This window comes from Streptomyces sp. NBC_00457 (genome assembly GCF_036014015.1).
Lineage (GTDB): Bacteria > Actinomycetota > Actinomycetes > Streptomycetales > Streptomycetaceae > Streptomyces.
The window spans coordinates 9475755-9497852 of record NZ_CP107905.1; the positions used below are offsets into that span (position 1 = coordinate 9475755).

The window sequence follows — 22098 nt, forward strand, 5'->3', positions numbered from 1 at the left end:
CACCCCCCACGGGCCGGGTTGATCGGATGTCGCGCCCGGGCACACGGGCGCGGGTGAGGAGGAGTGGATGGCTGCTGCGGAGAGATCCATGGCATCGCGGCGGGACTTGCTGCGTTCCGTCGGGATGGCGGGCGGCGCCGGAGTGCTCTACTCGGCGATGGGAGCACTGGGCCTCGCGCCGGTGCCGGACGTACGGGCCGCGGACTACCGGGCGCCGGGCAGGAGCGACTTCGCGCTCAGCGGGCGGAGCGCGAAGAAGGTCCTGATACTCGGCGGCGGCATCGCCGGCCTGGCCACCGCCTACGAACTCGGCAAGGCCGGCTACGACTGCCGGATCCTGGAGGCCAAGGACCGGCCGGGCGGCCGCAACTGGACAGTCCGCGGGGGTACTTCGCTGACCGATCTGGACGGGCGCAAGCAGACCGCGTCGTTCTCCAAGGGCCAGTACATGAACGCGGGGCCCGCCCGGCTGCCCCAGTCGCACGTCACGCTGGACTACTGCCGTGAACTCGGCGTCCCCGTCGAGGTGTTCACCAACCAGAACGCCAACGCGTACATCTACCACGAGAACAGCGCCGCCCTCGCCGGACAGCCGATGCGCTGGCGCACCGCGAAGGCCGACGTCTTCGGCTACGTCTCCGAACTCCTCGCCAAGGCCACCGACCAGGGCGCCCTGGACGCGCAGCTCACCGCCGCCGACAAGGAGCGGCTGATCGCCTTCCTGCAGAACTTCGGCGCCATCAAGGGGAAGGCGGACGGCTACGCCTACACCGGCAGCGACCGGCGCGGCTACTCCGTCGAGCCGGGGGCCGCGTTCGAGGAGGGCACCGTCCTGGGGGCGGTGCCCTCACTGTCCGACGTCATCGCGAGCGGTGTCGGGCAGCGCTTCTCCTTCGAGTTCGGCTATGACCAGGCCATGCTCATGTTCCAGCCCGTGGGCGGCATGGACGCCATCCCGCACGCCCTCGCCGAGGCGATCGGACGGGACCGGATCACGTACGGCGCCGAGGTGCAGGAGGTGAAGAACCTGGCGGACGGCGCGGACGTCACCTACAAGGACGCGCAGGGCCGTACCCGCACCCGCCACGCCGACTTCGTGGTGGCCGCCGTACCGCCCATGGTCATGGCCCGCATCAAGCACAACCTCGGCGCGGATGTCACGGCCGCGCTGAAGTACCCGGTCCCGACACCGGTCGGCAAGGTGGGCCTGGAGTACCGCAGCCGCTGGTGGGAGACCGACGAGCACATCTACGGCGGGATCACGCCCACCGACACGGACCTGGCCACCATCTGGTACCCGTCCCACGGCCACTTCGGCCGCCGCGGCACCCTCATCGGCTACTACAACTTCGGCGCGAACGCCCTTGCGTACAGCGCCCTGCCGCACAAGGAGCGCGTCGCGCGGGCGGTGAGCCGGGGTGTGAAGATCCACGGCGAGAAGTACCGCACCGAACTCGACCGTTCGTTCAGCGTGGCCTGGCACCGCACCCCGCACATCGAGGCCGGCTGGGTGGGCTGGCCCTCGCAGAACGGACCCGAGTACCGGCTGCTCAACCAGCCCGCAGGACACGTGTACTTCGCCGGCGACTGGCTCAGCCACGTCATCGCCTGGCAGCACGGCGCGTTCACCTCGGCCCGCAAGGTCGTGACCGACATCCACGAGAGGGTGATGGCCGTATGAAGCGGCGTACGAAGGCAGTCATCGGTACGGCTCTGACCGCGTCGCTCCTCACGGGCGGCACCGCGCTCGCCGAGGCCCGGGGCTGGTGGCCCGGCGCGAAGGAGGTGCGCGTCATGCTGCCCGAGGGCCAGTCCAACCCGGCCATCGCGAACGGCGTGGCGATGGGCGGGGAGGTGGCCGTGTACCAGAGCAGCGGTCTCGGGCCCTCCGCGCTCAACCCCTCGGCGCCGCCAGGCACCCCGGAGTACTACACCGACCCGTCCCTCACCGAGGGCGCCGAAGGGGTCACGGTCACCGAGGCGCAGGCGCTCGTCGTGCTGCGCAACATCAAGACCAACTTGGCGACCGCGGGGCTCACCCCGGCCGACGTCATCACGATGAAGGCCTATCTGATGAAGCCGCCCGGCACCGAGACCGCCGATTACGCGGGCTGGAACCGCGCTTACCGGCAGTATTTCGCCAACATCGACCTGACAACACATCAGGTGGTGCCGGTGCCCATGGGCACCTCCGCCCCGAAGCCGCCGCTCCTCGCCAACAAGGCCCGCCCGGCGCGCGCCACGATGGAGGTGGCCTCCCTCGCCGTCAAGGGCTGGCTGGTGGAGGTCGAGGTCACCGCGGCGTACAAGAAGCGCTGAGGAGTGAAGATCGGCTGAGATACGTCGGGGCGGGGTCCGTCAGCGGGCACCGCCCCGTACGTTGCCCTCAGTGGTCTCTCCTGTCCGGCACACCAACTCCGTGCACTGGGAGCTCTCTTGGACACCGAAGACACCTCGGACGCCCCCCGTTCCGGCCCGCTGTCCCGCCGTAGATTCCTTCAAGCCACCGCCACGGCCACCGCGCTCGCCACCGTCACCGCGCCCGCCGCGACCGCGACATCCGGCGGTACGACGGCCCTCTCCTTCACCGCGGCGACAGGCGGTTCCGCGACCCTCGCCCCCTCCGGGGACCGGCTGATCGCCGAGGTCCAGAACGTTCTCTGGTCCGTCCCCCGCGCCGGAGGCCCCGCCGTCGCCCTCACCCCGCCCGGCCTCGAACCCACGCGCCCGCAGTACTCGCCCGACGGCAGCCGTCTCGTCGTGTGCGCCTACCGAGGCGGCGGCTTCCACCTCTGGACGCTGCGCCCCGACGGCACCGGGCTGCGGCAGCTCACCGACGGGCCGTGGGACGACCGGGGCCCGGCCTGGTCGCCGGACGGCACCCGGATCGCGTTCGCCTCCGAGCGCGGCGGCGACACCGTGAGCGGTGCCCCGTACCGCATCTGGGTCGTGGACGTGCGCACGGGCGCGCTGACCCGGCTCACCGGCCGCCCCGGCCAGGAGGGCCCCGGACAGGGCGCCCGCTGGGAGGACTTCGACCCGACCTGGTCGCCGGACGGCGAGCGGGTGCTGTTCGTCCGCGCGGCCGTCACCGAGACGGGCACCCTCCGCGCGGACACCGTCGTGTCGGTGGCCGCCGACGGCTCGGGCCCGGTCACCACCGAGCACACCGACGACTCCGGCGCCCAGCTGATGACCCCCGCCGTCTCGCCCACCGGGCGCTTGGTCCACCTGCGCACCACGGCAGCACCCGCGGCCTCCTGCACCCTGGTCGTCGACGGCGAACCGGTCGCCCTCGCGGGCGACGTCCTTCCGGCGCCGCCCCGCTGGACGGACGGCGAGCGCCTGCTGCTGAACATCGACGGCCACTTCCGCCTGGTCGACCCTGAAACCCCGGGCGACGGCGAGGAGATCCCGTTCACGGCCACGCTGCCCGTGGACCGGCCCCGCTACCGCGGAAAGTCGTACGACTTCGAGGGCGCCGGCACCCGTCCTGTCCGCGCCCTGCACCTGCCCGCCCTGTCCCCGGACGGCCGCTCCGTCGCCTTCGCCGCGCTGAACGCGCTGTGGACCGTCGAAACCAAGGGCGGCCGCGCACCGCGCAAGGTCCTCCAAGTCCCCGCCACCCGCTATGTGCTGGCGCCGACCTGGACGCCCGACGGCAGGGCGCTGGTGTACTCCGACGACCGGGACGGCCTGCTCGCCGTACGGCGCCACGACCTCGGCTCCGGCGAGGAGACCGTGCTCGCCGAGGGCGGCCGGGTCTTCCCGGCGCTCTCGCCGGACGGGACGCGGCTCGCCTGCCTGGACATGTCCGGCAACCTGGTGGTGCGCGACCTGCCCGACGGCGCCGAACGGGTCCTCGCCGCGCCCCTCGGAGCTGGGGGACTGCCCGGCCGCCCCAGCTGGTCGCCCGACGGCCGATACGTGGCGCTGTGCGACCGCAACCGGCTGAACCAGCGCTTCCGTGAGGGCTACAACCTCATCCGGGTCGTCGACACGACCACCGGGACCGCCGTCCTGCACGCCCTCGCGCCGCACACCTCGCTCGCGGACCGCTACGACTCCGGGCCCGTTTGGTCCCCGGACGGCCGCTGGATGGCCGTGGTCGCCGAGTCGGCGCTGTGGCTGCTGCCGGTCCGGCCCGACGGCACCCCGGACGGCGAGCCGCGCCAACTCACCACCGAGCCCGCCGACCACCCTTCCTGGTCCGCCGACGCGCGCACCCTCCTGTACCTGTCCGCGGGCACCCTGCGCCTGATCGACATCGGCACCGGCAAGTCCCGTACCGTGCGCGTCCCGCTGGACTACCGCAGACCGCGCCCTGCCGACACGGTCGTGCACGCGGGCCGCCTCTGGGACGGGACCGGGTCCGACGTGCGCGAGGACATCGACGTCGTGATCCGCGACGGCCGTATCGCGGAGGTCTCACCCCACCGCGGCGGCCGCCCCGCCGTACGCCGCATCGACGCGAGCGACCGCACGGTGATCCCAGGTCTGTGGGACGCGCACACCCACCCCTGGCAGTCGACGTACGGGGGCCGCCAGACCGCCCTCCAAGTCGCCTACGGCGTCACGACGGCCGTCTCGCTGGGCGGTTTCGCCTACGAGCAGGCCCGCGTCCGGGAGGCGGTCGCCGCCGGTGCCCTCGCCGGACCCCGGCTGCTGGCCACCGGTGAACTCCTGGACGGGCCGCGCGTCGCCTACAGCATGGGCCGGGCCCACCGCACTCCCGAGGGCCTGCGCCGTTCACTGGCACGCGGGGCCGCGCTGGACTGGGACTTCGTGAAGACGTACGTACGAGCCCCGGGGTGGGTGATGAAGGAGGCCGCCGACTTCGGGCACGACCGGCTCGGGGTGCGCAGCGGCAGCCATCTGTGCACCCCCGGTGTGCAGTTGGGCCAGGACCTGACGACCCATCTGCAGGCCACGCAGCGGCTGGAGTTCGGGCATGCGACATCCGCCTCGGGGCGTGCGTACCAGGACGTCGTGGAGATCTACACCCGCGCAGGCTTCCACCTCGTGGCCACGCCGTTCACGGCCGCGCCCCTGCTCGGCGCCGACCCCGCGCTCGCGGACGACCCGCGCGTCACCGCGATGATGCCGCCGTGGGACACCGCGCTGGTACGGCAGCAGGCGGGGCTCCCGCCCACCGACGCCCAACTGGCAACGCTGTCCAGGGAGATGGACGTCTACCGGCGCATCCTGGCGGGTGGTGGACTGATCGCGCTGGGTACGGACCAGCCGCTCGTCCCGGTGGGGCTGCATCTGCACCTGGCCCTGCGCGCACTGCACCGCTCCGGCCTGTCACCGGCCGACGCGCTGCGTACCGCAACCCTGCTGCCCGCACGGGTCTTCGGCGCCGACGACGATCTGGGCACGGTGGAGGAGGGCAAGCTCGCCGACCTCACGCTCGTCGACGGCGACCCGTTCACCGACTTCGCCACCCTGATCCGCACGGTCGCGGTCCTGCGCGGCGGCATCCTCTTCGAACAGGCGGACCTGGTCGACGCCTTCGGCTCCGCGCAGCCCTACCGGGCGTCCACTGCCCAGGACTGGCTGGAGGTCAGCCGTCAGATGCGGCGCGAAGGGTGCTGCGACCCTGAGAGCGGGGCCTGATCACCCGCTGACGGAGCGGGTCAGCAGTTCGGTGACGTGCCGGCGGACCGTCTCCCACGCGGTGGGGTCGAGTGTGCCGAGGTCGGTGCGGTGCAGGGCGTCGAGCACGTCCGCGCTGTCTTCGGCACACGGGACGCTGCCGCTGAGGACCTCGTAGCCGTCGCGGACGGCGACGCGCAGTCGGGTGCCGTCGTCGTCGGCGTGCAGGGCGGAGGCGACGACGAAGGGCGGCGGTCCGCCCGCTTCGGCCTCCAGTTTGCGGTAGCCGCTGATGACCGGTGCACTCCAGCGCAGGCCGACCAGCAGTTGGTGTTTGGCCAGCACGTCCGAGAGGTCGGTCTCGAAGAGCCCCTCCGGTTCCAGCACCACCGCGCGGGCGTCCAGCACGACGGCCGCGGGCAGCAGACAGCGCAGCGTGCTGCCGACCAGGTTGCCGCCGACCGTGGCCGCCCGGCGCACCGCTCCCGTTCCGACACCGGCCGCCGCCCGGTGCAGCACCTCCGGCACCCGGTCGTCGATCTGATGCAGCACGACGGCCGCACCCAGCTCCTCGGCCCCGATCGTGTTGGCCTCCGGCAGGTCGCGCAGCGACACGGCCAGTTCGGGGAAGCCGTCCCGCTGCCAGGCGGCCCACACCAGAGTCGCCCCGCCGATCGGCACCGCCCCGTCGGCCAGGCACTCCTGCACTTCGGGTATGGACGTGGGCAGACGCAACTGCACGGCAACCGACCTGCTTTCCCGGAAAGTTGGCGGCGGTGGAGGCGCCAGGACACCTCAGCCACATGATCACTTCTATGGCGCATTCTTACCCACATACGCGGGGCGCATACAGGGCTCAAGGCGTCAGCGCGTGCGCCCCCCAGGGTTGAGCAACTGGCCACGCAGGGCGTCGAGCTGGTGGGCGTGCTCGACGGCTGACGTCTCGTCGAGCGTGGTGAGGGCGAGCAGGAGGACGTCCGCGACGACGAGGCCGGTCAGCGCTTCATTGGTGCTTCCGGTCGGGGTGTAGGGGGCGAGGAGGACCGAGTCGACGCGGTCCCCGAAAGCCTCGCTCAGTTCGTCGGTGACGAAGACGACCCGGGCGCCGACGGCGCGGGCCCGTTCGACGAGCACGGTGAGTTCCGACAGCGGCCGTCCCGGCTGGAAGATCACGACGGCGTCGCCCTGGCCGAGAGCGAGCAGCGCGTCGGCGAGGGCGAAGCCGGTGTCTCCGACGAAGCGGGCCCGGCGGCCGATGCGGCCGAGGGAGCGGGACAGGTGGCGTGCCGCCAGTTCGCAGGCGGCCACTCCGTAGCAGAGCACCTCGCGGGCCTCGGCCAGGACCGTGACCGCTCGCTCCAGGGCCTTGGTGTCGGCGAGTCGGCGGCACTGGTCGACGCGTTCCTGCGTCTCGTCGAAGACGTCGTTCCAGATCTTGTCGAGGTCCTTGCCGACATGGGCGATGCGCTGGGCGAGCCGGACGTCGGGGGCCTGGGCGGCGGTGAAGTCGGCGGCCAACTCCCGCTTGAGCGCGGGCAGTCCGGCGTATCCCAGGCGTTGGAGGGCGCGTACGACGGTGGCGTTGCTGGTGCCGCTCGCGGTGCCCAGCTCCTGGGTGCTGGCGAACATCACCTGTTCCACCGGGGCGCTCACCAGATACTGCGCGACCGTCCGCTCGGAGGCGGACAGCTCGTCCCACAGCTCCCGGACGGTGGCCCGCAGCCGGGTCAGGCCTCCCGGGGCCGCACTGCCTGCCTGTGAAATTTCCATTACGACTCTTGACTCCCGTGGCATCGTCGTTACGCTCTGAACAACTCGTTCCAGGAACATGAACACCTGGAACGAATGTTACGGCACGTCGGTCCTTCTAGGAGCCTCTCAATGAAACGCAGCCTTCCGGTCGTTGACATCTCCGGGACCCCGTCCCAGAGGGGTCGGCAGTACGGAGAGGCCGTGGCCCCCCAGCTGGGCGCCGCCCTCGGTTACTACGCGGAGGCCTTCGGGGTGTCCTCGGGCCTGACCTGGCCGCAGGTCACCGCGCGTGCCGCCCGCTGGCTGGAGCCCGTCCGTGACTACGCGCCCCACCTGCTGGAGGAGATGCAGGGCATCGCCGACGGCGCCGGCGTCGACCTGCTCGACGTGCTCGCGCTGAACGCACGCGGCGAGGTCATCTACGACGACTCCTTCGCGCGGATGCGGGAAGGGCGTACGACCGTACCCGCGGAGGAGCCCGCCGAGGGCTGCACCTCGTTCGCCGCGTACGGCCCGGCGAGCGGCGACGGCCATGTGTGGGCGGGCCAGAACTGGGACTGGCGGGCCGGAGTCGGCGACACCGTCGTCATGCTCCGGATCGTCCAGCCGCCGAAGCCCACCGTGATCATGCAGGTGGAGGCCGGGCAGATCGGCCGCCAGGGCGCCAACTCCGCGGGCATCGCCCTCAACGCCAACGGCCTCGGCGGACGCTTCGACGACGCCGTGGGCCTGCCGCAGACCGTGATCCGGCGCAGCGTCCTGGACCAGTCGAGCATCACGGACGCACTGGAGGTGCTCTGCCGGACCCGTGCGCACATCGCCAGCAACGCCCTGCTGACCTGCCGTGAAGGCTTCGCCGTCGACATCGAGACCACCCCGGCAGGGCACGGCTGGATGTACCCGGCCGACGGACTGCTCGTGCACGGCAACCACTACCAGGCCGGCGTCCCCGCCGCCCTCGCCGCGGACTACCGGCCGATCTCCCCCGACTCGCTCGTCCGCGTCCCCCGCGCCGAGGACGGTCTGCGTCTGCTGCGCGAGGCCACCGGCCCGGACGAGTCCCGCAAGCTGATCAAGCAGGCGATGTCGGACCACCTCGGCTTCCCCGAGTCCCTCTGCACCCACGCCGATCCCCGCACGCCCGAGATCAAGCACTGGACCACGCTCGTGTCCTCCTGTGTGGACCTCACCGCGGGCGACTACCACGTCACGGCCGGCACCCCCTGCGACCGCGAGTACCAGCACCTGCCCTGGAACCTCTACGACGGCCCCCACGCCCCGAACTGATCCGGTCTCCCGGCACCCCGCACATGCCGAAGCTCCCCGCCCTCCTCCCAGCCCCACTCCGCCCAGGAGCCCCGCCATGAAACTCTCGACCTGTCTCGCCGCCGTCGGCCTCGCCGGCGCGATGACCCTGACCGCCGCGTGCAGCGGCGCCGACACCGGTTCCGCCGAGGGCACCGCGAACGTCGACGTCTCGAAGCTGAAGCTCACCCCGACCACCGCCGCGGCCAAAGGCGCCGTCGACTCGGTGAACTGGCTGCTCGAGGACGAACCCGAGTCCCTCGACCTCGACACCCAGGGCGGCAGCGCCGGCCGCACCGTCCTGAGCAACGTCTGCGAACGCCTCTACCAGCTCCAGCCGGACATGTCCGTGAGCCCCTCCCTCGTGGCGAGGGAGACCAGGCCGGACGCCAGGACCCTCGTCCTGACCCTGCGCGACGACGTCACCTTCCACGACGGCTCCGCGATGACCGCCGACGACGTCCTCTCCAGCCTGCGGCGTCACGCCGAGCCGGAGATGGAGCAGTCCGACGAGTTCGCGAACGTGAGCCGGATGACCAAGACCGGCGACCGCGAGATCACCGTCGCGTTCAAGCAGCCCGACGCCCTGTTCACCAAGGCGCTCGCGGGCGACGCCGGGCTCGTCTACAACCGCGAGCAGGTCGAGAAGGCGGGCGACGACTTCGGCACGCCCGGCCAGGGCGACGCCTGCTCGGGACCGTACGAGCTGACCGGCTGGAAGTCCGGCGACTCGATCACCCTCACCCGCTCCGACGACTACTGGGGCGAGCAGCCGCTGACCAAGCGGGTCGTCTTCCGCTGGGCCGCGGACAGCGCGATGGTCAACGCGCTGAGCACCGGCGCCGCCGACGGCGCCTACCTCGACACCGTCTCCTCGGCCGCCGCCCTGCGCGGGAAGTCCGGCCTCGACCAGCACTACGGACCGAGCACCGCCGCCCTCGCCCTCATCCCCACCGAACGCGGCGGACTCGCCGACCCCGACGTCCGCAAGGCCCTGTCCCTGGCCCTCGACCGCGAGGGCATCGCCAAGTCCGGCTACGGCGGACTCGTTCAGCCGTGGGCCACCGCCGTCGGCTCCGGGGCCTGGGGCTACGAGAAGGCCGCGTTCGAAGCCGCCCAGAAGCAGCTCACCGGCGCCCCCACCAAGCCCGACGCGGAGGATCTGGCCGCGGCGAAGGACCTCGTCAAGAACGCCAAGTCCGCGCCCGACACCCCCATCGTGATCGGCACCGACAGCACCCAGGGCCGCCTCGTCATCGCCAACGCCGTACGCGCCGCCCTGACCCAGATCGGCCTCAAGGCACAGATCAAGACGGTTCCCTCCGCCACGTACGGAGAGTTCTACGGCGACCAGGAGGCCCGTGCGGACATCGACGTCCTGGTGGCCGACTGGTACATCTCCAAGAGCGATCCGGCCGGCTTCTACGACAACGGCGTCTCCGACAGCTCCAACAACTGGGTCGGATTCAGCAGCGCCGCCTTCGACAGCAAGATCGAAGAAGCGTTGCGCACGATCGACGACCGCAAGCGCGCAGCCCTCGTCATCGACGCCCAGCGGCTCTTCAGTGAGTCCGCCGTGTGGGTCCCCGTCGCCCAGATGCCGACCGTCCTCGTCCTGAGCGACGAGCTGACGGGCCCGCCGGCCTCCATGGCGTACCTCTACTCACCGTGGGCCGCGCGGCTCGGCGCGAAGAAGGGCTGAACAACCATGATCGGCGCCCTTGGACGGCGGATCGCGGGACTGGTGGCCACCTTGCTGGCGGCATCCTTCGTGATCTTCGCCGCCGTGTACGCGGCCCCCGGCGACCCCGCCGTCTTCCTGGCCGGCGGACGCGACAAGCTCACCCCGGAGCGGCTCGCCACGGTCCGGGAGCAGTACCACCTCGACGAGCCCCTGGTCGTCCAGTACGGCCGCTGGCTCTGGGACTGCGTACACCTCGACCTCGGCCGCTCCTTCCAGTACAGCGACCAGGTCACCGACCTGCTCGGGGCGCGCTTTCCCACCACGCTCGCCCTCGTCGGCTACGCCACCGTCCTGTTCGTCGTCCTGGGCGTCGGCGCCGGCATCCTCGCCGCCGTCCGGCGCGGCACCTGGGTCGACTCGGCCGTGGTCGGCGGCACCACCCTCACCGCGTCCGTGCCGTCCTTCGTCGGCGGCATCGCCCTGGTCGCCCTGTTCGGCGTCGAACTCGGCTGGTTCCCGGTGACGGGCGGCGGCGAGGGCTTCGCCGGAACCCTCCACCACCTGACCCTGCCCGCCGTGGCCATGGCCCTCGGCGCGCTCGCCGTCATCAGCCGGGTCACCCGCCAGGCCATGGTGGACGCGGGCACCGCCGAGCATGTGGCGGTGGCCCGGGCCGCCGGACTGCCCGAACGGGAGATCATCCGCCGGCATGTCCTGCGCAACGCGCTGGGCCCGATCGTCACCATGTGCGGTCTGGTCACCGCGGGCATGCTCGCCGGCACCGTCGCCATCGAGACCGTCTTCGGGATCAGCGGCATCGGCTCCCTGCTGGTCGGCGCCATCAACAGCCATGACTTCCCGGTCGCCCAGGCGGTCCTGCTGCTCATGGTCACCTCGTACATCGTCGTCACCACCGTCGTGGACCTCGCGCACCCCCTGCTCGACCCGCGCCTCAAGAGCATGAGGAGCCCCGCATGACCGCCGTCCCCGCCGGCGTCCTTCTCCCTCTGCGAATGCGCCCCCGCCGCCCCCTGGGCGTGCTCGTCTCCGGCGCCTTCCTCGGGCTGGTGGTGCTCGCCGCCGTACTCGCCCCACTGCTCGCGCCGTACGCACCGGACGCCGTAGACCTGTCGTCGTCCCTGGCCGGCACCACCGGCGCCCACCCCCTCGGCACCGACGCCTCCGGCCAGGACCTGCTCTCCCGCGTCCTCTACGGAGCCCGCACGAGCCTGATCGCTCCGCTGCTGCTGCTCCTGCTGGCCGCCGTCCTCGGCGTCACCCTCGGCACGGTCGCGGCGTGGCGGGGCGGCTGGGTGGACACGCTGGTCTCCCGGATCACCGACGTCATGTACGCGTTCCCGGGCCTGCTGTTCGTCGTGCTGATCATCGCCGTGTTCGGCACCGGGATGACCACGTCCGTGATCGCGCTCGGGCTGGCCTTCGCCCCGACGATCGCGAAGTACACCCGCAGCGTCGCCCTGGCCGAACGGTCCAAGTCCTACATCGACGCCTACCGCGTCCAGGGCATGAGCGGCGCCCGGATCTGCGTGGCCCACCTCGTGCCCAACCTCGCCCGCTCGATCGCCGGCTATCTGGTGGTCCTGTTCGGCGAGTCCCTGATGAGCCTCGCCACCCTCAGCTACCTCGGCTTCGGCGCCCAGCCGCCCAGCTCCGACTGGGGGCTCATGGTGCAGGAGGGACAGGCCGCGATCGTCCAGGGTGCCCTGCTCCCCGCACTCGTGCCGGGTACCGCCATCGCCGCCGTCGTGGTGGCCTTCAACGTGGTCGGCGTCTGGGCCGCCGACCGGCTCGGCGCCAGGAGGTAGCCCGCCATGCTGCTCGACATCGAGAACCTGACCGTGCTGCTGCCCGGCGCCGCCCGGCCCCTGCTCGCGGACGTGTCCCTGCGGGTCCGCAGCGGAGAGGTCGTCGGCCTCGTCGGCGAATCCGGCTCCGGCAAGTCCACCACCGCCAAGGCCGTGCTGAACATCCTCCCCGACGACGCGCGGGCCGAGGGCCGCGTCCTGGTCGACGGCACCGACGCCCTGTCCCTGACCGGCGCACGGCTGCGCGAGCATCGCTCCCGCACGGTCGCCATGGTCCACCAGGACCCGCGCTCCGCGCTGAACCCGGTACGCCGGATCGGGGACTTCCTGACCGAACGGCTGGCCCGCACCGGCACCACGGACAAGCGCGCCGCCCGCGGCCGCGCCGTCGAACTCCTCGACGCCGTAGGCCTGCCGGACCCCGAACGACACGTCCGGCAGCATCCCCACGAACTGTCCGGCGGCATGCTGCAGCGCGTCGTCATCGCCGGCGCCCTCGCCACCGAGCCCGCGCTGCTGCTCGCCGACGAGGCCACCAGCGCGCTGGACGTCACCACGCAGGCCGACATCCTCGCCCTGCTGCGCACCCTGCGCGAGCAGCGCGACCTGGGGCTGCTGTTCATCACCCACGACCTGCACCTGGCCGCCGCCTACTGCGACAGGGTGTACGTCATGTACGCGGGCCGCGTCGCCGAGGAGCAGGACGCGCACCGCCTCTTCTCCGACGCCCGCCACCCCTACACCCGCGGGCTGCTGGCGTGCTCACCCGAACTGGGCGAGACGACCCGGCCCCTGGCCCCGATCCCCGGCCGCCCGCCCTCGCTCGCGGACACGTTCCCCGGCTGCCCCTTCGCCCCCCGGTGCGCACACGCCGAACCGGCCTGCGACACCTGGCAGCCGGAGCCGCTCCCGGTCCCGGGCGGCGGCGTGGCAGCGTGCCGCCGTCTGCCCGACCTGCCGGACGTCGACGTCCCTGCCCCGTCCGACCAGCTCGATCCGGCCGCGCAGGCCACCGGGAGTACACGGTGAAGGAAATCGCCACGCCCCTGCTCGTCGTCGACGCCGTGCGCAAGACCTACCGGCTGCCGGACGGCGACCGGCTCACCGCCGCCGACCAGGTCTCCTTCACCGTTCCCCGCGGCGGCTCCGTCGGCATCGTGGGGGAGTCCGGGTCGGGCAAGAGCACCGTCGCCCGGATGCTCGTCGGCCTGACCCGGCCCGACTCCGGCACGATCACGGTGAACGGAAAGGACCGCACACCCGGCCGCGGACGACGCACCCGCCGCGACCGGCTGGCCCGGGCACGTGAGATCCAGATGGTCTTCCAGGACCCCTACGTCTCACTCGACCCGCGGCTCACGGCCCGCCAGTGCCTGCGCATCGCGCTCGGGCTGCACGGCCACCCCTCGACGGACACCCATGTCGCCGCCCTGCTCGACCAGGTCGGCCTGGGCACCCGCGAGGCGGACGCCAAGCCGCACGAACTCTCCGGCGGCCAGCGGCAGCGCCTCGCCATCGCCCGGGCACTCGCCGTCGAACCACGGATCCTGGTCCTCGACGAAGCGGTCGCCGCGCTCGACGTGTCGATCCAGGCCCAGATCCTCCAGCTCCTCGGCGACATCCGACGCGCCACGGGCGTGGCGCTCGTCTTCGTCAGCCATGACCTGGCCGTCGTGCACCACATCACCGACGAGACGGTGGTGATGCGCCGGGGTGTCGTGGTCGAGCAGGGCCCGACCCCGAGCGTGCTCAGCGCCCCCGAGCACGCGTACACCCGGCGGCTCCTCGCCTCGGTGCCCCGCCAGGGCTGGGACCCGGCCGAAGCCCGGCTGTAGGGGCCCGGCGGCCGGTGGGGGAGGGCGCGTCCGGGATACCGCCGTCCGGGGTGCCGGGGTAACCCGTGTGATCGCCCCGAATGGTGGGACCGTCCGGTTCGGCTGACGGTGGATCACGTCAAGGCCGGGTCACCCAGCTGGCGAAACGCCAGCTGCCCGGGTGTGACGGAAGGATTCACAGATGCGCTCTGCACGCATGCTGGCCGCGACAGCCGCGGCCACGGCCGCGCTCGCGATCGCCGCACCCGCCTACGCCGACTCGACAGGTGAGTGGGACCGCGACGACTCCTCCTACGGCAAGGAGAAGGACCACGACGAAGACTCTTCCTACGGCAAGAAGCACGACAAGGACAGCAGGCACGACATGCCGCGCGGCGGGATGCACACGGGTGGCGGAGCGCTGGCCCTGGTGAACCAGGACGACTGGGGCTCGGCCAGGGACCCCAAGCACGACCCGAACACCTACCGGGACGACCACGGCCGAAGCGACGAGGACTCCTGGGGCCACCGGCACGACGGTGAGCACGGCAAGGACTCGGGGCGCGGTGAACACGACCATGAGCACGGCGGCGACGCGGGACGCGGCGAGCACGACCCGGGGCGGGGCGAGCACGACCACGACTCGGGGCGCGGCGAGCACAACCACGACGAGGGGCGCGGCGAGCACCACGACCAGTCCGGGAAGCCCGACCACCACAAGCCGCGCGGCGGCGTGCACACCGGCGGCGGCGCGCTCGCCTCACCGGGCGTGACGGCCGCCGGGCTGGCCATGCTGGGCGTGGCCGGGACCGGCATGTACGCGCTGCGGCGCAAGCAGGCCCCCGAGGGCGCGGCCTGACTGCCCGATGCCGACGACATGACCGCCGAGGCCGCCGCACGTCCCCCTGGCGTCGTGGCGGCCCGGCTCGCCCTTCCGGCGAGATCGCGAGATGAGTCCGCTGCCGTGCCCGAGTGAGGTGGTGTCCGATGGCAGCCAGCCCTCCTTCCCCTACCGACGCCGAAACGGCGCCCACGTCGCTGGGATCCCGCAGACTCGCGACGATCTTCTGGAGTGGGGTCGCCCTGGTCGTCGTGGCAGTGAGCGTGTTCGGCGGTGAGGACGAGCCGTCCGGAACCGGACACGCGCACCATGCCGCACCGGCCGCCACGTCGTCGGCGTCCCCGGCCTCGTCCTCTTCCGCGACGCCCCGAGCCGGAAAGCACATGCCGCGGTCCACACCGATCCGTCTGCGTATCCCGAAGATCTCGGTCGACGCGCCCTTCACCCCTCTCGCCATCGGCCGCTCGGGACAGCTTGAGGCCCCACCGGCGGACGAGGTCAATCTCGTGGGCTGGTACGCCAAGGGCGTGTCCCCGGGGGAGGCGGGTACGTCGATCATCGCCGGGCACGTGGACACGGCGACGTCTCCGGCCGTGTTCGCGGAACTCGGCGAGCTGGAGAAGGGCGACCGGTTCCGGGTGAAGCGAGCCGACCGGCGCATCGCGACGTTCGTGGTCGACAGCGTGGAGACCTTCGAGAAGGACAGCTTCCCCGACGAGCGGGTGTACGCCGACACCCCGCAGGCCCAGGTCCGGCTCATCACCTGCGCCGGGGACTACGACCGCAGCGCCAAGGACTACACGGAGAACCTCGTCGTCTTCGCCCACCTCGTCTGAGGTCGGCCCGTGTGCCCGTGTGTGCTCCATGTGGGCCTGCAGGACGGGCCGTTGTCAGTGCCGCGCGCTAGCGTCCTTGGCATCGGCTTTCAGCCACATTTCCGGGAGGATCCATGGCCTCGCGCCTCAACCCATACCTCAGCTTCGACGGCGACGCCAGGCAGGCGTTGGAGTTCTACCAAGAGGTCTTCGGCGGCACGCTGAAGGTCAACACCTACGGCGAGTTCGGGCAGTCGGACGCGCCCAACGCCGACAAGATCATGCACGGCATGCTGGAGACCCCGAGCGGCTACACCCTGATGGGCGCCGACGCCCCGCCCGGAATGCCGAACAACCCGGGCAACAACTTCTCCGTGAGTCTGAGCGGCGACGACGACGCCGAGCTGCGCGGGTACTGGGAGAAGTTGTCCGACGGCGGCACCGTGTCCGTGCCGTTCGAGAAGCAGATGTGGGGCGACATCTTCGGGATGTGCACGGACCGCTTCGGCATCCCGTGGATGGTCGACATCGTCCAGCAGAGCAGCTGACTGCAGCCGCCCGCCGACGGCCCCTCTGTTCGGGGCCGTCGGCGGGCGTACCTGTGGCGCGACTCCCGTGCCGACTCGAGCCTCGGCTCACTGGAGCGCGGCGCCTTGGGCAGCCCGGCGGTCTTCCTGCGCCGAGGTGAGGGCACGGACCATCAGTGCGCCCGCCACGGCCGCACCCACCATGGCCGCGTCGGCCGCCAGCAGCACCCCGACATCGGAGTAGGCACGCGCGATGACCTCGTCCTTGGAGTCGGTGTACATCAGCCCCACTCCGCTGACCAACCCGACCAGCCACAGTGCCCACCACCAGTTCACGACGCGCGGCAGCGGCCGATCGGGGACGCCGGTGCGGTGAATGTCGGCGACGAGGCCGCGGGGGATCCACAGGTTCGCGATGGGGATGATCCAGCCGAGGTAGATCCACGGCCAGGCGTATCGGGGCCGCTGTCCCGAAAGGACGTAGGCGTTGTCCCGGACGCGCCACAGCCAGGTGATGAAGGCGATGGCGCAGACCACCGTGGCCGCGTCTCCCAGGGAACTGACGATGTGGTAGGCGTCCTCGAGGCCGGTCAGCGGGCGGTGTACGCCGTCGCCCTGGTCCGGTGGTCCGGAAGCCGGCTGTCCCGCTGCCGCGAGCCGGATCTGCCAGACGGCTCGGGCCGCCCAGGCCGCACCGACGAGGACGAGGGCGGCGACGGCGCACAGGGCGGTTCCGCGGACCGGGCGTAGGGCCGACGGGGCTATTTGATCTTTCACCCGGACATCCTGCCGTGCGGGCAACCGCCCGCGCCAGATACCCAGGGTGACAGTGCCGTGCGCAACCGGACACGGCACCGTCACGAAGACGGGTGGTCAGACCGCCATGGCCGGATAGGTCGGGTACTCCACCCCGGAGACGTGCTGGACGACACGGATGACCTGGCAGGAGTAGCCGAACTCGTTGTCGTACCAGAGGTAGAGGATGGCGTTGTCGCCGTCGACCTTCGTGGCGCCGGCGTCGACGATCGAGGCGTGGCGGGAGCCGATGAAGTCGCTGGAGACGGCGTCGGGGGCGCTGGTGAAGTCGATCTGGCGTCGCAGGGGCGAGGTGAGCGAGACGTCGCGGAGGTGGTCCAGAACCTCTTCGCGGGTGGTCTCGCGGCCGAGCCGCAGGCTGAGGATGGCGATCGAGACGTCCGGGACCGGGACCCGGATCGAGCTGCCGGTGATCGGGGCCTTGAGGTCGGGCAGAGCCTTGGCGACGGCGGAGGCGGCGCCCGTCTCGGTGATCACCATGTTGAGCGGCGCGGAGCGGCCACGCCGGTCGGCCTTGTGGTAATTGTCCAGCAGGTTCTGGTCGTTGGTGAACGAGTGGACGGTCTCCACGTGGCCGCGCAGCACGCCGTACTCGTCGGCCATCGCCTTCAGCGGCGGGACGATCGCGTTGGTGGTGCAGGAGGCACAGGACAGGATCTGCTCGTCCGGTTTGATCGTGTCGTGGTTGACGCCGTGCACGATGTTGGGGACGTCGCCCTTGCCCGGCGCGGTCAGCACGACCTTGTCGATGCCGGGGCGCAGATGCTGGGACAGGCCCTCGCGGTCGCGCCACTTGCCGGTGTTGTCGATGAGGATGGCGTCCTTGATGCCGTACGCCGTGTAGTCGACCTCGGACGGGTCGCTCGCGTAGATCATCTTGATCTCGTTGCCGTTGGCGATGATCGTGCTGTTCGCCTCGTCGACGGTGATGGTGCCCTGGAACTGGCCGTGGATGGAGTCGCGGCGCAGCAGCGAGGCGCGCTTGACGAGATCCTCGACGGCCCGCTCGCCGCCCTGGCGCACGACCACGGCGCGCAGCCGCAGACCGTTGCCGGAGCCGGCCTTCTCGATCAGCAGCCGGGCGACGAGGCGGCCGATGCGGCCGAAGCCGTAGAGGACGACGTCACGCGGCTCACGGCGCTCGATCTTGTTGGCTCCCGTGGCGCCGGCTACGGCCTCGGCGGTGAACTCGGCCACCGACAGACCCCGGTCGTCGGCCCGGTACGTCTCCGCCAGCATGCCGAGGTCGATCTGCGAGGGGCCGAGATCGAGCGCGGTGATGGCCCGCAGGAACGGCAGGGTGTCCGTGACCGACAGTTCCTCGCCGGCGATCTGCCGGGCGAAGCGGTGTGTCTTGAGGATGCTCACCACCGACTTGTTCACCAGAGAGCGGCTGTGCAGCAGGACGGTCACGTCCCGCTCGCGGTGCAGCTTCCCGATGATCGGGATCATCGACTCCGCGATCTCCTCGCGGTTCTTCCAGTTGGTGAACGAGTCCTCGGTGACAGTCACAGGATCCATCTCTTTCGAGCTAGGTAGCGCTCAGATGGTAACGGCACGCTCGTTCGATCGACGGAGGTGGGTCGACGGGTGTCCGGTATGTGCAGTTCCTTCGGTGTCGGAGTTCGCGGCCGGGATCGGCACCGTGACGGTCAGCGGGCCCCGTACGCCTTGGGCAGCCGCATGCCGCGCTCGGCCATGATCTCCCGCACCTTGTCGGGGTAGTTGGTGATGATGCCGTCGATCCCGAAGTCCATCAGCGCTTCCACGGTCGCCGGGTCGTCGCAGGTCCACGGGACGACCTTGAGGCCCCGGGCGTGCGCCGCGTCGACCATGGCCTGGTCGGCGTAGAAGCGGAAGCCCGGGTCGCCGACCTTGCCGCTCTGCGGGAAGCCGTAGTTGGGGGAGAGGGTGGTGACTCCGGCGATGCTGTCGGCGGCCTTCACGAAGTCGCCGTCGTAGTCGTCGGCGTCGATCCCGCCGAGCCAGGGGGAGGCTCCGGGTTTGCCGACCTGGAGGAAGTCGTAGTTGGTCAGGGCCACCAGCGGCCACCTCGGCGCGAGCTTGTGCATCGCCTTCAGGGCGCCCCAGTCGAAGGACTGGATGGTGACCTGGCGCTCGATGCCGGAGCGGTGGATCTCCTCGTGGACCCGGCGCACGAACAGCTCGCGCGGCGCGGTCTGTTCGGGGGCGCCCGCCTCGACCTTCGTCTCGACGTTCAGGGTGACCTGCCGGGCCTTGTAGCGCTTGACCAGGTTCAGGACGTCCCGGAGCTCGACCATCTTGAGGCCCTTGATCTGCTCCTGCTCGGGGAAGCCGGGCAGCTGCTGGTAGCCGCAGTCCATGGTCTTGATCTGGGCCAGCGTCAGGTCCTTGATGTACTTGCCGACGTACGGGTACATCGGGTCGCCCGGCGTGAGCGGCGCGGTGTCCTTGCACTTCTGGGCGCTGACCTGCCGGTCGTGGGTGACGACGACCTTCTTGTCCTTGGTGATCTGGGTGTCCAGCTCCAGCGTGGACACCCCCAGGCGCAGGGCCTTGCCGAAGCCCTCCAGGGACGACTCGGTCGTCATACCGATGCCGCCGCGGTGGGCCTGGAGGTCGAAGGAGGGCTTGTGGTGCGGCCCCCCGGAGGTGTGCGCCGTCGTCGCGTGAGCGGCCGCCGGGAAAGCGAGCGCCGGCACCAGCGCCAGGCCGGCGAGGACATGCCTTGAGGACATCGAAACCTCACTCTTGTTCGGTTCGGGGGGCGACCCGAAGACGCTAGTGCGGCCCTGGGGAGCCTACGACGACCTGAGTGTGAGGGGGCTGTGAACGCTGGGCGTCATCCGAGGGACCGGAAGGCCCGCAGGCGCAGGGAGTTGGCGACGACGAACACCGAGGACAACGCCATCGTCCCGCCGGCGATCATCGGGTTGAGCAGTCCGGCCGCGGCGAGCGGCAGGGCGGCCAGGTTGTAGGCGAAGGCCCAGAACAGGTTGGACCGGATGGTGCCGAGGGTCCGTCGGGCCAGCCGGACGGCGTCGGCCGCGGCTCGCAGATCGCCTCGTACGAGCGTCAGGTCGCTCGCCTCGATCGCCGCGTCGGTTCCGGTGCCCATGGCCAGCCCCAGGTTGGCCTGCGCGAGCGCGGCCGCGTCGTTGACGCCGTCACCGACCATGGCGACCGAACGGCCCTCGCCCTGAAGGCGCTTGACGACGGCGGCCTTGTCCTGCGGCAGTACCTCGGCGTAGACGTGCTCGGGAGCGATGCCGACCTGGCGTGCGACCGACTCGGCCACGGTCCGGTTGTCGCCGGTCAGCAGGATCGGGGTCAGGCCGAGGGCGCGCAGCCGCTCGATCGCCTCCGGGCTGGTCTCCTTGACCGCGTCGGCGACTTCGAGGACCGCCCGTGCCTCCCCGTCCCAGGCGACGGCGATCGCGGTGCGCCCGGCCGCCTCGGCCTCGGACTTGGCCCGCTTCAGCCCCTCGGGCAGCTCCAACGCCCAGTCAGCGAGCAGCCGTTCACGTCCGACGAGGACGGCGTGACCGTCGACGACACCCTGCACACCCAGGCCGGGTACGTTCGCGAAGTCCTCGGGCGTGGCCAGCGTGCCCAGCTTCTCCAGCGCCCCGTCGGCGACGGCTCGGGCGATCGGGTGCTCGGAGGCGTGCTCCAACGCCCCCGCCAGCCGGAGGACTTCGGACTCGTCGGCTCCCTCGGCCGTGTGCACGGCGAGCAGCGTCATCCGGCCCGTGGTGACCGTGCCCGTCTTGTCGAGGACGACGGTGTCGACCTTGCGCGTGGACTCGAGCACCTCAGGACCCTTGATCAGGATGCCGAGCTGGGCGCCCCGCCCCGTACCGACCAGCAGCGCGGTCGGGGTGGCGAGGCCCAGGGCGCACGGGCAGGCGATGATCAGGACCGCGACGGCGGCGGTGAACGCGGCCGTCAGTCCGGCGCCGTTGCCGAGCCAGAAGCCGAGGGTGCCGAGGGCGAGCGCGATCACGATCGGCACGAACACGGCGGAGATCCGGTCCGCGAGCCGCTGCGCGGCGGCCTTCCCGTTCTGCGCGTCCTCCACCAGCTTGGCCATCCGGGCGAGTTGAGTGTCCGCGCCGACCCGCACGGCCTCGACGACAAGCCGACCGCCCGCGTTGACCGTGGCACCGGTGACCGGATCACCCGCGGACACCTCCACCGGCACGGACTCGCCGGTGAGCATGGAGGTGTCGACGGCGGAGGAGCCCTCGACGACCGTCCCGTCAGTGGCGATCTTCTCTCCGGGGCGCACCAGGAAGCGGTCACCGACCTTCAACTCGGCGACGGGGACGGTCTGTTCGCGGCTGTCCGGACGCAGCACGGTGACGTCCTTGGCGCCCAGCTCCAGCAGCGCCTTGAGCGCGGCTCCCGCCTTGCGCTTGGAGCGGGCTTCGAAGTAGCGCCCGGCCAGGATGAACATGGTGACGCCGGCCGCGGCCTCCAGGTAGATGTTCCCGGCGCCGTCGCCGCGGGCGATCGTCAGCTCGAAGGGATGCGTCATCCCCGGCGTGCCCGCGGTCCCGAAGAACAGCGCCCACAGCGACCACAGGAACGCCGCCGACGTACCGACCGAGATCAGCGTGTCCATGGTGGCCGCACCATGGCGGGCATTGGTCAGCGCCGCCTGATGGAAGGGCCATCCGGCGTACGTCACGACGGGCGCCGCCAGCGTCAGGGAAAGCCACTGCCAGTTCTCGAACTGCAGGGCGGGGATCATGGCCATCGCGATCACGGGCAGGGCGAGGGCGACCGAGGTGAGCAGCCTCTGCCGGAGGGATCGGAGCTCATGGTCGACCTGCTCGGGCTCGGGGTCGGCCCGCGCGGGCTCCTGCGCGGAGTACCCCGTCGCCTCGACCGTGGCTATCAGATCCGGGACCGAGACCTCACCGGTGTAGTTGACCCTGGCCTTCTCGGTGGCGTAGTTGACAGTGGCCGTGACCCCGTCCATGCCGTTGAGCTTCTTCTCGACGCGTGCCGCGCACGAGGCGCAGGTCATGCCGCCGATGACGAGTTCGACCTGGTTACTGGCCATCATCCGCTCCTGGGACTCATACGGGGACGGGGTATCCTTCTTTCGTCGTCATGTATACCCCTCAGGG

18 protein-coding genes are annotated in these 22098 nt (G+C 71.3%); 12 read left to right on the forward strand and 6 right to left on the reverse strand.

All coding sequences use genetic code 11. The features are described from left to right. Positions 1–88: 88 nt before the first annotated feature. From OG828_RS43325 to OG828_RS43335, 3 genes are all read left to right on the forward strand, one after another. Complete coding sequence (locus OG828_RS43325; protein WP_328504256.1) at positions 89–1681, forward strand: flavin monoamine oxidase family protein; 1593 nt, start codon at positions 89–91, stop codon at positions 1679–1681. Further along, a complete protein-coding gene (locus OG828_RS43330) occupies positions 1678–2319 on the forward strand; it encodes a Rid family hydrolase (RefSeq protein ID WP_328441946.1) in 642 nt (213 codons plus the stop codon). The genes OG828_RS43325 and OG828_RS43330 overlap by 4 nt, the downstream gene beginning before the upstream one ends. Positions 2320–2436: 117 nt before the next feature. Beyond that, positions 2437–5619: an amidohydrolase family protein gene (locus OG828_RS43335; protein ID WP_328504257.1), complete on the forward strand. Its 3183-nt coding sequence runs from the start codon at positions 2437–2439 to the stop codon at positions 5617–5619. On the opposite strand, the gene OG828_RS43340 is transcribed toward OG828_RS43335, so the two are convergent. Beyond that, entirely contained in the window at positions 5620–6339 is a 720-nt protein-coding gene (locus tag OG828_RS43340) for an FAD binding domain-containing protein (RefSeq protein ID WP_328504258.1), read from the reverse strand. It abuts the gene before it with no gap. Positions 6340–6462: 123 nt separating this feature from the next. After that, positions 6463–7368, reverse strand: coding sequence for a MurR/RpiR family transcriptional regulator (locus tag OG828_RS43345; protein WP_210571438.1), 906 nt, complete (start codon positions 7366–7368; stop codon positions 6463–6465). A gap of 111 nt (positions 7369–7479) precedes the next feature. Here OG828_RS43345 and OG828_RS43350 point away from each other — a divergent pair, with 111 nt between their 5' ends. The 9 genes from OG828_RS43350 (at position 7480) to OG828_RS43390 (ending at position 16183) form a co-directional block, all read left to right on the forward strand. Next, positions 7480–8637 (forward strand): C45 family peptidase, encoded by a 1158-nt coding sequence (locus OG828_RS43350; protein ID WP_328504259.1) that lies wholly within the window; start codon positions 7480–7482, stop codon positions 8635–8637. Positions 8638–8713: 76 nt separating this feature from the next. After that, positions 8714–10357, forward strand: coding sequence for an ABC transporter substrate-binding protein (locus OG828_RS43355; protein WP_328504260.1), 1644 nt, complete (start codon positions 8714–8716; stop codon positions 10355–10357). Positions 10358–10363: 6 nt separating this feature from the next. After that, the gene (locus OG828_RS43360; protein WP_328504261.1) at positions 10364–11317 is read left to right on the forward strand and encodes an ABC transporter permease; all 954 of its coding nucleotides are present in this window, start codon (positions 10364–10366) and stop codon (positions 11315–11317) included. After that, a complete protein-coding gene (locus OG828_RS43365; protein ID WP_328504262.1) occupies positions 11314–12165 on the forward strand; it encodes an ABC transporter permease in 852 nt (283 codons plus the stop codon). The genes OG828_RS43360 and OG828_RS43365 overlap by 4 nt, the downstream gene beginning before the upstream one ends. A 6-nt stretch (positions 12166–12171) precedes the next feature. Next, positions 12172–13194 carry an ABC transporter ATP-binding protein gene (locus OG828_RS43370; protein ID WP_328504263.1) on the forward strand — a complete coding sequence of 341 codons (1023 nt, stop codon included), beginning with the start codon at positions 12172–12174 and terminating at the stop codon, positions 13192–13194. A gap of 5 nt (positions 13195–13199) precedes the next feature. Further along, positions 13200–14000, forward strand: a complete 801-nt coding sequence (locus OG828_RS43375) for an ABC transporter ATP-binding protein (RefSeq protein WP_328505039.1) — start codon at positions 13200–13202, stop codon at positions 13998–14000. Between the two features lie 181 nt (positions 14001–14181). Further along, positions 14182–14838 carry a hypothetical protein gene (locus OG828_RS43380; protein WP_328504264.1) on the forward strand — a complete coding sequence of 219 codons (657 nt, stop codon included), beginning with the start codon at positions 14182–14184 and terminating at the stop codon, positions 14836–14838. 128 nt (positions 14839–14966) lie between these two features. Next, positions 14967–15656: a class F sortase gene (locus tag OG828_RS43385; RefSeq protein WP_328504265.1), complete on the forward strand. Its 690-nt coding sequence runs from the start codon at positions 14967–14969 to the stop codon at positions 15654–15656. 113 nt (positions 15657–15769) lie between these two features. Next, positions 15770–16183 (forward strand): VOC family protein, encoded by a 414-nt coding sequence (locus OG828_RS43390; RefSeq protein WP_328504266.1) that lies wholly within the window; start codon positions 15770–15772, stop codon positions 16181–16183. Positions 16184–16270: 87 nt separating this feature from the next. Here OG828_RS43390 and OG828_RS43395 read toward each other — a convergent pair whose 3' ends face one another. The 4 genes from OG828_RS43395 to OG828_RS43410 all read right to left on the reverse strand — a co-directional run bounded on the left by OG828_RS43395 (position 16271) and on the right by OG828_RS43410 (position 22034). Next, entirely contained in the window at positions 16271–16939 is a 669-nt protein-coding gene (locus OG828_RS43395; protein WP_328504267.1) for a DUF4328 domain-containing protein, read from the reverse strand. A gap of 96 nt (positions 16940–17035) precedes the next feature. Further along, a complete protein-coding gene (locus tag OG828_RS43400) occupies positions 17036–18490 on the reverse strand; it encodes a glyceraldehyde-3-phosphate dehydrogenase (RefSeq protein ID WP_328505040.1) in 1455 nt (484 codons plus the stop codon). Between the two features lie 140 nt (positions 18491–18630). Continuing rightward, a complete protein-coding gene (locus tag OG828_RS43405) occupies positions 18631–19698 on the reverse strand; it encodes a glycerophosphodiester phosphodiesterase family protein (protein ID WP_328504268.1) in 1068 nt (355 codons plus the stop codon). A 104-nt stretch (positions 19699–19802) separates the two neighbouring features. Next, complete coding sequence (locus OG828_RS43410; protein ID WP_328504269.1) at positions 19803–22034, reverse strand: heavy metal translocating P-type ATPase; 2232 nt, start codon at positions 22032–22034, stop codon at positions 19803–19805. Positions 22035–22098: the final 64 nt, after the last annotated feature.

Excerpts from the sequence above, each read along its gene's own strand:
- OG828_RS43325 (WP_328504256.1), top strand. The coding sequence starts at position 89 with ATGGCATCGCGGCGGGACTTGCTGCGTTCCGTCGGGATGGCGGGCGGC.
- OG828_RS43330 (WP_328441946.1), top strand. The coding sequence starts at position 1,678 with ATGAAGCGGCGTACGAAGGCAGTCATCGGTACGGCTCTGACCGCGTCG.
- OG828_RS43345 (WP_210571438.1), bottom strand. The coding sequence starts at position 7,368 with ATGGAAATTTCACAGGCAGGCAGTGCGGCCCCGGGAGGCCTGACCCGG.
- OG828_RS43350 (WP_328504259.1), top strand. The coding sequence starts at position 7,480 with ATGAAACGCAGCCTTCCGGTCGTTGACATCTCCGGGACCCCGTCCCAG.
- OG828_RS43355 (WP_328504260.1), top strand. The coding sequence starts at position 8,714 with ATGAAACTCTCGACCTGTCTCGCCGCCGTCGGCCTCGCCGGCGCGATG.
- OG828_RS43360 (WP_328504261.1), top strand. The coding sequence starts at position 10,364 with ATGATCGGCGCCCTTGGACGGCGGATCGCGGGACTGGTGGCCACCTTG.
- OG828_RS43365 (WP_328504262.1), top strand. The coding sequence starts at position 11,314 with ATGACCGCCGTCCCCGCCGGCGTCCTTCTCCCTCTGCGAATGCGCCCC.
- OG828_RS43370 (WP_328504263.1), top strand. The coding sequence starts at position 12,172 with ATGCTGCTCGACATCGAGAACCTGACCGTGCTGCTGCCCGGCGCCGCC.
- OG828_RS43380 (WP_328504264.1), top strand. The coding sequence starts at position 14,182 with ATGCGCTCTGCACGCATGCTGGCCGCGACAGCCGCGGCCACGGCCGCG.
- OG828_RS43385 (WP_328504265.1), top strand. The coding sequence starts at position 14,967 with ATGGCAGCCAGCCCTCCTTCCCCTACCGACGCCGAAACGGCGCCCACG.
- OG828_RS43390 (WP_328504266.1), top strand. The coding sequence starts at position 15,770 with ATGGCCTCGCGCCTCAACCCATACCTCAGCTTCGACGGCGACGCCAGG.
- OG828_RS43405 (WP_328504268.1), bottom strand. The coding sequence starts at position 19,698 with ATGTCCTCAAGGCATGTCCTCGCCGGCCTGGCGCTGGTGCCGGCGCTC.
- OG828_RS43410 (WP_328504269.1), bottom strand. The coding sequence starts at position 22,034 with ATGATGGCCAGTAACCAGGTCGAACTCGTCATCGGCGGCATGACCTGC.